Origin of the sequence: Alcanivorax sp. HI0007, assembly GCF_001635525.1 — a bacterium.
Taxonomy (GTDB): domain Bacteria; phylum Pseudomonadota; class Gammaproteobacteria; order Pseudomonadales; family Alcanivoracaceae; genus Alcanivorax.
Genome location: NZ_LWEJ01000143.1, coordinates 21,338 through 30,589, shown reverse-complemented (window position 1 = coordinate 30,589; position 9,252 = coordinate 21,338). Strand labels below are relative to the sequence as shown.

Here is a 9,252-nt window from a genome sequence, read left to right as displayed (position 1 = left end):
GATACGCACCGGAAAACGGCAGNCACGTTTCGCCGCACTGTTCCGCACAGCGGCGAATGGTCTCTGCCGTTTTCCGGTGCGTATCCGCACTGCCATGGGAAAAGTTCAGGCGGAACACATTCACGCCGGCCTGTATCAGAGCCTCCAGTCGGGATTCTGAAGAAGAGGCGGGGCCAACGGTGGCGACAATCTTGGTGCGACGCAGGGGGGAGCGGGACATTCGGAACATTTCCATCAGCTGATTTTTGGCCAGCATACCATGTGGACTTGGCGGGGGGATGACAGCAATGGGCGAGGGATCAGACAAAAAATACCCCCGCACGGGCGGGGGCAAGGGGATCGTTGTGCAGAGAGAAATCAATGCAGCATGGCAAAAGAGCAGGACTGGGCTCCACTGAGGCGCAGGAAATCGCCCATGCCCATCTTGATGACTTCGGTGTGAGAGCCGGCATTAAAGGCCAGCCAGTCTTCACTGAGCAAGGTGTCGTCCACATACACCTTCATGTCGTAGAGGTTGCCGAAAGGCGGTTCACCACCGGGCTCGCACAGCGGAAAGCGATCCTTGAAATCCTTCTCCGGGGCCAGCCGGACGCTATTGGCATTCAGTGCCTGGCGTAGCTTGTCCGGGTCCAGGTATTGGTCGGAAGGCAGTACCGCCATGGCGAGCTCGCCATCCACATCCACGATCACCGTTTTGGCCATGTGACGTCCGGGGATATGGCTGGACTGGGCCACCTCGGAAGCGGTAACGGCGGGCGGGTGGTTATAGCAATGGTAGTTCACATTGTTGTTGTCGAGAAAATCAGCCAGTGCGCGGGCAGGCATGATAGACCTCCTCCCGGAACAGGTAAGCCGGGATTGGGGAGCGGTCCTCGGAGCAGTGGGTAACTGGCCGGGCCCGTTCCATGAATGTTCATATCCAAGCTTAGGGAGGTAAAAGCAGGCGGGGAAATACGGTTATGCGCTAAGAGAAATAGCGGAATGATCTAGCTCTAGCTACGAGCTTTCTTCGAAGCCGCTGTAGGAACGGAGCGCAGCGGAGTAACGCACGTAGTTCCGTGCGGCCCGAAGGGGGAGCGAAGCGAATAATACCTCTCGAGGCGCGAACCGCGCTTGCGCGGAAATCGACCGAAGGGCGATCAGGAATGCCTGCACTCGACAGGTTTCTCTGAGAAGGTAAATGCTATCTATTTTCCGATAGCCTCGCTGCGCTCGGTTCGTCCCCTGGAAGGGAACTCCTGCAACTTTCCCGAAAGATATGGGATTCAATAAAAAACGCGGGCAGAGACTCTGCCGTTTGGCGCATTCTTGCCCGCGTTGCAGCCAGCAGCTAGTAGCTGCTTTTCACATCCCCAGATTATCCAGAATCCGCAGATTCGGACCGGCCTGGTTCATGGTGTAGAAATGCAGTCCCGGTGCGCCCATGGCGAGCAGGCGTTCGCACAGACGGGTGACCACTTCCTCGCCGAAAGCTTTGACCGCAGCGTCATCATCCTTGATGTCGTTGAGCTTGCTGTGCAGCCAGCGGGGGATATCGGCGCCACAGGTGTTGGAGAAGCGTACCAGGTTGGCCACGTTGAGGATCGGCATGATGCCCGGGTAGACCGGGGCGTCGCAGCCGATTTTCTGCAGCGCGTCCAGGTAATAACCGTAGGCATCCGCGTTGTAGAAATACTGGGTCAGGCCGCTGTTGGCGCCGGCGTCGACCTTGCGCTTGAAGTGGGCAATATCATCTTCAAAGCTGCGCGCCTGGGGGTGCATCTCCGGGTAGGCGGCCACTTCCAGGGTGAAGTGATCGCCGGTTTCCTCACGGATCAGCTGCACCAGTTCGTCCGCATACTTGATCTCGCTCTGGGCGTAGCCCATGCCGGAGGGCAGGTCGCCGCGCAGGGCCACGATGCGGGTCACTCCCGCGGCCTTGTAGCCGTTCACTAGCTCCAGGATTTCCTCGCGGCTCTGGCCGATGCAGCTCAGGTGCGGGGCGGTGTCGCCGTGCTGATTGCGCAGCTGGTTGACCATGTCGCGGGTGTTGTCACGGGTGGAACCCCCGGCGCCAAAGGTGCAGGAAAAAAACGCCGGTTTCTTGGCCAGAAGTTTCTGCTGGGTCGCCAGCAGTTTTTCTTTTCCCGCATCGGTTTTCGGCGGGAAGAATTCAAAACTGATTCGTTTCATAAAATGCTCGCGTCGCGAGGCTGGCACAGAGACACGCCCCAAGCTGGCTCGATTGGTAGCGAGCAGCGTGGGGCGTGTTGTGTGCAAGCGGTTAGTACTTGTAGTGCTCGGGTTTGTACGGGCCGTTCACGTCGACGCCGATGTAGTCGGCTTGCTCTTTGGTCAGTTTGGTGATCACGCCACCAAAGCCCTGCACCATGTAACGAGCCACTTCTTCGTCCAGGTGCTTGGGCAGCACCTCTACTTTAAGCATCTTCTCCTTCACGGTATCGGAGTGCTTGGCGTAGCCCTGGTCGAACAGATACATCTGCGCCAGTACCTGGTTGGCAAAGGAACCATCCATGATGCGGCTGGGGTGGCCGGTGGCGTTGCCCAGATTCACCAGACGGCCTTCGGACAGCAGCAACAGGAAGTCACCCTCGGCCTTGTTGCGCCATACCTTGTGTACCTGCGGTTTGACCTCTTCCCATTCCCAGGTCTTGCGCATGAAGGCGGTGTCCACTTCATTGTCGAAGTGACCGATGTTGCAGACCACGGCGCCTTTTTTCAGGGCCTTGAGCATGTTGGCGTCACAGACATTGAAGTTGCCGGTGGTGGTGACCAGCAGGTCGGTGTTGCCCAGCAGTTCCGTGTTGATGGAAGCCTCGGTACCGTCATTGACGCCATCCTTGTACTGGCTGACGACCTCGTAGCCGTCCATGCAGGCCTGCATGGCGCAGATCGGGTCCGCTTCGGTGACCTTCACGATCATGCCTTCCTGGCGCAGGGACTGGGCAGACCCCTTGCCCACATCACCGTAACCAATGACCAGTGCTTTCTTGCCGGACAGCAGATGGTCGGTGCCGCGCTTGATGGCGTCATTGAGAGAGTGACGGCAGCCGTATTTGTTGTCGTTCTTGCTCTTGGTGACCGAGTCATTCACGTTCACCGCCGGCACTTTCAGGGTGCCCTTGTTGAGCATCTCGTAGAGACGGTGCACACCGGTGGTGGTTTCCTCGGTGATGCCGTGGATGTTGTCCAGCATCTGCGGGTAGGTCTCGTGGATGTAGCCGGTCAGGTCGCCGCCGTCATCCAGGATCATGTTGGCATCCCACAGTTCACCGTTGCCATCGCGACAGGTCTGCTCGATACACCACATGTACTCTTCTTCGGTTTCCCCTTTCCAGGCGAATACCGGTATGCCAGCGGCAGCGATGGCGGCAGCGGCGTGGTCCTGGGTGGAGAAGATATTGCAGCTGGACCAGCGCACTTCTGCGCCCAGTGCGACCAGGGTTTCGATCAGCACGGCGGTCTGAATAGTCATGTGGATACAGCCGATGATTTTTGCGCCTTTCAGCGGCTGTTCGGCACGGTATTTTTCGCGGATGGTGATCAGCGCCGGCATTTCGGTTTCGGCGATATGGATTTCGGAGCGGCCATAGGCGGCCAGGGAAATATCGGCGACTTTATAGTCGGTAAAAGTGTCCACTCTTGCGTTCATGATGTTCTCCATTCGTTTTTGACGAATGGGCGCCGTTGTTCCTTGCGTGTCTGCCCAGCGAGCCTCGCGGTCAAGCCGCTGCAGCGCCCCTCACAGGGCAGACATAATCGGGATAATGCCGACGCCACCCGGGAGGCGGCGCCGGCGGTGATGCCGTGGTTACATGGCCTTGGCCAGGTCTGCCGCTTTATCGGTTTTCTCCCAGCTGAAACCTTCGCGACCGAAGTGGCCGTAGCTGGCAGTGGGGCGGTAGATCGGCTTGCGCAGGTCGAGCATCTCGATGATGCCTCGCGGGCGCAGGTCAAAGTGCTCGCGCACCAGGGCCACGATGGCATCGTCGCTCAGTTTGCCGGTGCCGAAGGTGTTAACCGAGATAGAGGTAGGTTCGGCCACGCCGATGGCATAGCTCACCTGGATCTCGCACTTGCTGGCCAGGCCGGCAGCCACGATGTTCTTGGCTACATAGCGGCCGGCGTAGGCGGCGGAACGGTCTACCTTGGACGGGTCCTTGCCGGAGAAGGCGCCGCCACCGTGACGGGCCATGCCACCGTAGGTATCCACGATGATCTTGCGGCCGGTCAGACCACAGTCACCCATGGGGCCGCCGATCACGAAAATCCCGGTGGGGTTCACGTGGTACAGGGTGTCCTTGTGCAGCCACTCTTCCGGCAGGACCGGCTTGATGATTTCTTCCATTACCGCTTCACGCAGATCGGCCAGCTTGATGTCCGGGGAATGCTGGGTGGACAACACCACCGCATCCACGGCCACCGGCATGCCGTTGTCGTAGCGCAGGGTGACCTGGCTTTTCGCATCCGGGCGCAACCAGGGCAGGGTGCCGTTCTTGCGCAGCTGTGCCTGGCGCTCCACCAGTCGGTGAGAGTAGTACACCGGCGCGGGCATCAGGGTGTCGGTTTCGTTGGTGGCAAAGCCGAACATCAGGCCCTGGTCGCCGGCGCCCATTTCCTTGTTTTCGGCTTCGTCTACGCCGATAGCGATATCCGCAGACTGTTTGCCAATGCCGTTGAGTACCGCACAGCTGGCACCGTCAAAGCCCTTGTCGGAGCTGTCATAGCCGATGTCCAGAATCACCTGGCGAACGATGTCCTCCAGCTCCACATAGGTGCTGGTACGGACTTCACCGGCAACGATGGCCATGCCGGTTTTGACCAGCGTTTCCACCGCCACGCGGGCATGGGGGTCATCCTTGATGATGGCATCCAGAACGGCGTCCGAGATCTGGTCGGCCATTTTATCCGGGTGGCCTTCGGATACAGACTCGGAGGTAAAGATGGAATATTCACTCATTACTGGAGTGCTCCCGTTATTCAAGTGTGCGTTACATTGCCTTCAACAGGCGCCAAAAACTTTCAACTCTTCCTGAAGGTGCGTACCTGCACCTGAAAACCATTGCGCAGTGCCAGAAACTGGCTTTCCTGCAATGCCAGACCGGCGCGGCCGGCCCAATCCACCAGATCGGCTTCTTCGAAGCCAAGCCAGAAATCACCACAGGCCTCGTGGGCCCAGTGCTGGTCATGCCGACACAGGTCGGTGATCAGCAGGGTGCCGCCTTCATTCAGCTGCCGGGCCGCGGCGCCGATGGCGCTGGCGGGGGCTGGCAGGTGATGCAGCACCATGTTCAGAACCACGGCATCCACCGTGGGCAGGATGGTGGCGCTGGCGGGCCACTCACCCAGTATCAGTTGCACATTTTGCCGTTTGGCGACAGTCAGGTTCTGGCGGGCCCGCTCCAGCATGGCTTCGGCATTATCCAGGCCGAACACAGTGTCAAAGCGTGTCGCCAGTTCCAGAAGAAACTGGCCATCACCGGGGCCGATCTCCAGGACGCTCTTGCCATCCGGAGCGTCAGGGCTGGCCCGGGTGAGTAATTCCAGGGCCTGATCCGCATACTGGCCATAGTCGGCAATCAGTTCCTGCTGTTCGTCCACCTGCTCCGCATGGCGGGCAAAAAAGGCCCGGCTCTGTTCCGCACGCTGCCCTTGCACCTGCTCAAGCCGTTCCGCCACCTGGGCGTCCAGGGGGCTATCATCCAGTTCTTCCAGCAGGGCGGCGTGAAGCGCGCCTTCTGAGTTGTCACCCTGGGGCAGGCGCCGGCGATAGAAGATGGAATTGCCTTCCCGCCGCTTCTCCACCAGCCCGCCCTGGGCCAGTACCTTAAGGTGGTGACTCATGCCGGATTGTTTCATGGCCATGATGTCGCACAGCTCCAGCACCCCGAAGCTGTTCTGGCCCAGCACCTGCAGCACCTGAAGACGCAACGGGTCGCCAGCGGCCTTGAGGAAGCCCGCCAGATGATCAGTGATCTCCGGAGCGTCGGGTGCTTGTGCATTCATAGGGGAAAGAGTCTAGCGCAATGAAAAGCTAAATCAAAATAAATTGATATAGATTTTCTGGCGGCCTGGCCGGTCACCCGCCAGAGCTGCTCTGGGGCATGTAAACCGGCGGGCGGGGCGCCCGCGCTTGTAGCGATTATCCCCTTGAGGGACAATAGCGCCCCTTTTCAGCCACCAGCCAGTTTGGAGCCCTGCATGTCCAGTGCCCCCGCCCGCCGTGAACTCGCCAACGCTATCCGTGCCCTGAGCATGGATGCGGTACAGAAAGCCAATTCCGGGCACCCCGGTGCGCCCATGGGAATGGCCGATATCGCCGAGGTGTTGTGGCGCGGCTTTCTCAAGCACAACCCGCAGGATCCCACCTGGCCCGACCGGGATCGCTTCGTGCTGTCCAATGGTCACGGCTCCATGCTGCTTTACAGCCTGCTGCACCTGAGCGGCTACGGCGTCAGCCTGGACGACATCAAGAACTTCCGGCAGCTGGGCAGCCCCACCGCCGGGCACCCGGAATACGGCGACGCCCCGGGCATCGAAACCACCACCGGGCCGCTGGGCCAGGGCATTGCCAATGCGGTGGGCATGGCATTGGCGGAGAAGATGCTGGCAGGTCAGTTCAACCGGGAAGGGCACGATATCGTCGACCACTACACCTACTGCTTCCTGGGCGATGGCTGCATGATGGAAGGCATCTCCCATGAAGCGTGTTCCCTGGCGGGCACCCTGGGCCTGGGCAAGCTGGTGGCCTTCTATGACGACAATGGCATTTCCATTGATGGTGAGGTGGAAGGCTGGTTCACCGATGACACCGTGGAGCGTTTCCGTGCCTATGGCTGGCAGGTGATCCCCAATGTGGATGGTCACAACGCGGAAGAGGTTCAGGTGGCCATCGAAAATGCCCGTGCCAATACCGATCAGCCCACCCTGATCTGCTGCAAGACCGTTATCGGTTTCGGCAGCCCCAACAAGCAGGGCAAGGAAGAGTCCCACGGTGCCGCTCTGGGGGAAGACGAAATTGCCCTGACCCGGGACGCGCTGGGCTGGAAGCACGGCCCCTTCGAGATTCCTGCCGACATCAAAAAGGCCTGGGATGGCAGCGATAAAGGGGCGGCTGCCCAGAGCGACTGGCAGCAGCGTTTCGACGCTTACCAGGCCGCCTACCCGGAACTGGCGGCAGAGTTCCTGCGTCGTCAGGCCGGTGAATTGCCCGCCAACTTCCAGGAGCAGGCGGATGCCTACATCCGTGAGTGCCAGGAAAAGGGTGACAAGGTCGCCACCCGCAAGGCCAGCCAGAACACTCTCGATGCCTTCGGCCCGCTGCTGCCGGAACTGGCCGGTGGCTCCGCCGACCTGGCCGGCTCCAACAACACCATCTGGAAAGGCTGCAAGTCGGTCACCGCGGATGATGCCAGCGGCAACTATATTCATTACGGGGTGCGTGAATTCGCCATGACCGCGATCCAGAACGGTCTCTGCCTGCACGGCGGCCTGCGCCCTTACGGCGGCACCTTCCTGGTGTTCATGGAATATGCCCGCAACGCGGTGCGCATGGCGGCGCTGATGCATCAGCCCAACATTCTGGTCTATACCCACGATTCCATCGGCCTGGGTGAAGACGGCCCGACTCACCAGCCCATTGAGCAAATGGCCAACCTGCGCCTGACCCCGAACATGCGCACCTGGCGCCCCTGCGACACGGTGGAATCCGCGGTGTCCTGGAAGAAAGCCATTGTCCGGCAAGACGGTCCTTCCGCGCTGATCTTCTCCCGCCAGGGGCTGCCCTGCATGGAGCGAGGTGATGCGCAGCTGGCCGAGATCGAAAAAGGCGGCTACACCCTGCTGCAAACCGGTGAGGGCACCCCGGACGCCATCATCATTGCCACCGGCTCTGAAGTGGAGCTGGCGGTGAATGCGGCCAAGGCCCTGACCGGCAAGACTATCCGTGTGGTCTCCATGCCCTGCGTGGAAGAGTTCCTGGCCCAGGACCGTGAGTACCAGGAAAGCGTGCTGCCCTCCAGTGTGCGCGCCCGGGTGGCGGTGGAAGCGGCCATCGCCGATTACTGGTATCGCTTTGTGGGCCTGGACGGCAAGGTGGTGGGCATGAACAGCTTCGGCGCCTCTGCCCCCGCCGGCGACTTGTTCAAGCACTTCAATATCACTGCCGAGGCAGTGCAGCAGGCCGTGGAGAGCCTGCTCTAAGTGAAAGTCGCGATTAACGGCTACGGCCGTATCGGGCGTTCCTTTGTCCGTGCCCTGGCCGAGCGCGAAGGCGCCGGCTGGCAGGCACCGTTCACCCTGGCGGCGATCAATGACAAGGGTCGCCCGGAAGACCTGCTGTACCTGACCCGCTACGACACCACCCATGGTCGTCTGGCGGAGCCGGCGGAATTGATCGAAGGCATGCTGCGTATCGGCAAGCAGGCCCCGCGGCTGCTGCAGCAACCCAAGCCGGAACAATTGCCCTGGCGCGAGATGGGGGTGGATCTGGTGCTGGAATGCTCCGGTCATTTCCGCAGTCATGCGGGTGCCTCAAGGCATCTGGAGGCAGGGGCCGGGCGGGTCATCATCGGTGCGGTGCCGTTCGATCAGGCGGACCAGATCGTGGTGTACGGCGTGAACCACAGGGATGTGCGCGATGACAGCAAGGTGCTGTCGGCGGCATCCTGTACCACCCACTGTATTGCGCCACTGCTGTCCCGGCTGGACCAGGCCTATGGCATCCGCCAGGTACTGATGAAGGAGATCCACTCCTATACGTCGGATCAGACCCTGCTGGATCATGTTCATCGGGACCCTCGCCGGGGCCGGGCCGGGGCACAGAACATCGTGCCCACCACCAGCAGTGCCATCGGCGCGGTACAGCAGGTGCTGCCGGCTCTGGCCGGCAAGATCAGCGGCCATTCCATCCGTGTGCCCACCCTGAACGTGGCCATGGTGGAGCTGACACTGCTGCTGGAGCGTACCCCGGATAGCGACAGTCTGAACCAGTGGCTGCAGCAGCAATCGAAAGAAGCCAGTGCGTTGATTGGGTACAATGATGCGCCGCTGGTGAGCGTGGATTTCAACCACCGGCCGGAATCTGCCATCGTCGATGCCACCCAGACCCGGGTGCAGGGCGAGATGGGGCAGGCCATGGTGCAGATAGTGGCCTGGTATGACAACGAATGGGGCTATGCGAACCGACTGCTCGACTGGGTGGCGGCGCTGGCTGAATCACATCAAGCTTGAATGAATGGATGCACCCATGCG

8 protein-coding genes and 1 riboswitch are annotated in these 9,252 nt (G+C 60.6%); of the genes, 2 read left to right on the top strand and 6 right to left on the bottom strand.

The annotated features are described in order from the left end of the window. The 6 genes from A3714_RS07730 to A3714_RS07705 all read right to left on the bottom strand — a co-directional run. Nucleotides 1–220: pyruvate kinase (locus A3714_RS07730; RefSeq protein WP_231867837.1), on the bottom strand; the 220-nt coding region annotated here is incomplete at its 3' end. Between the two features lie 137 nt (nt 221–357). Beyond that, nucleotides 358–825, bottom strand: a complete 468-nt coding sequence (locus A3714_RS07725) for an aminoacyl-tRNA deacylase (protein ID WP_063509999.1) — start codon at nt 823–825, stop codon at nt 358–360. Nucleotides 826–1,344: 519 nt separating this feature from the next. Then, nucleotides 1,345–2,172 (bottom strand): methylenetetrahydrofolate reductase [NAD(P)H], encoded by an 828-nt coding sequence (gene metF / locus A3714_RS07720; RefSeq protein WP_062815316.1) that lies wholly within the window; start codon nt 2,170–2,172, stop codon nt 1,345–1,347. A 91-nt stretch (nt 2,173–2,263) separates the two neighbouring features. Next, complete coding sequence (gene ahcY, locus A3714_RS07715) at nt 2,264–3,652, bottom strand: adenosylhomocysteinase (RefSeq protein WP_063510000.1); 1,389 nt, start codon at nt 3,650–3,652, stop codon at nt 2,264–2,266. Between the two features lie 20 nt (nt 3,653–3,672). After that, nucleotides 3,673–3,750: riboswitch (S-adenosyl-L-homocysteine riboswitch) on the bottom strand. A 61-nt stretch (nt 3,751–3,811) separates the two neighbouring features. Further along, a complete protein-coding gene (gene metK / locus A3714_RS07710) occupies nt 3,812–4,960 on the bottom strand; it encodes a methionine adenosyltransferase (RefSeq protein ID WP_063510001.1) in 1,149 nt (382 codons plus the stop codon). Between the two features lie 62 nt (nt 4,961–5,022). Next, nucleotides 5,023–6,006, bottom strand: coding sequence for a metalloregulator ArsR/SmtB family transcription factor (locus tag A3714_RS07705; RefSeq protein ID WP_063510002.1), 984 nt, complete (start codon nt 6,004–6,006; stop codon nt 5,023–5,025). Nucleotides 6,007–6,201: 195 nt separating this feature from the next. On the opposite strand from A3714_RS07705, the gene tkt reads away from it, so the two are divergent. Together tkt and A3714_RS07695 are read left to right on the top strand one after the other, a co-directional pair. Next, a complete protein-coding gene (gene tkt, locus A3714_RS07700) occupies nt 6,202–8,202 on the top strand; it encodes a transketolase (protein WP_063525838.1) in 2,001 nt (666 codons plus the stop codon). Beyond that, a complete protein-coding gene (locus A3714_RS07695) occupies nt 8,203–9,231 on the top strand; it encodes a type I glyceraldehyde-3-phosphate dehydrogenase (RefSeq protein ID WP_063510121.1) in 1,029 nt (342 codons plus the stop codon). Nucleotides 9,232–9,252: the final 21 nt, after the last annotated feature.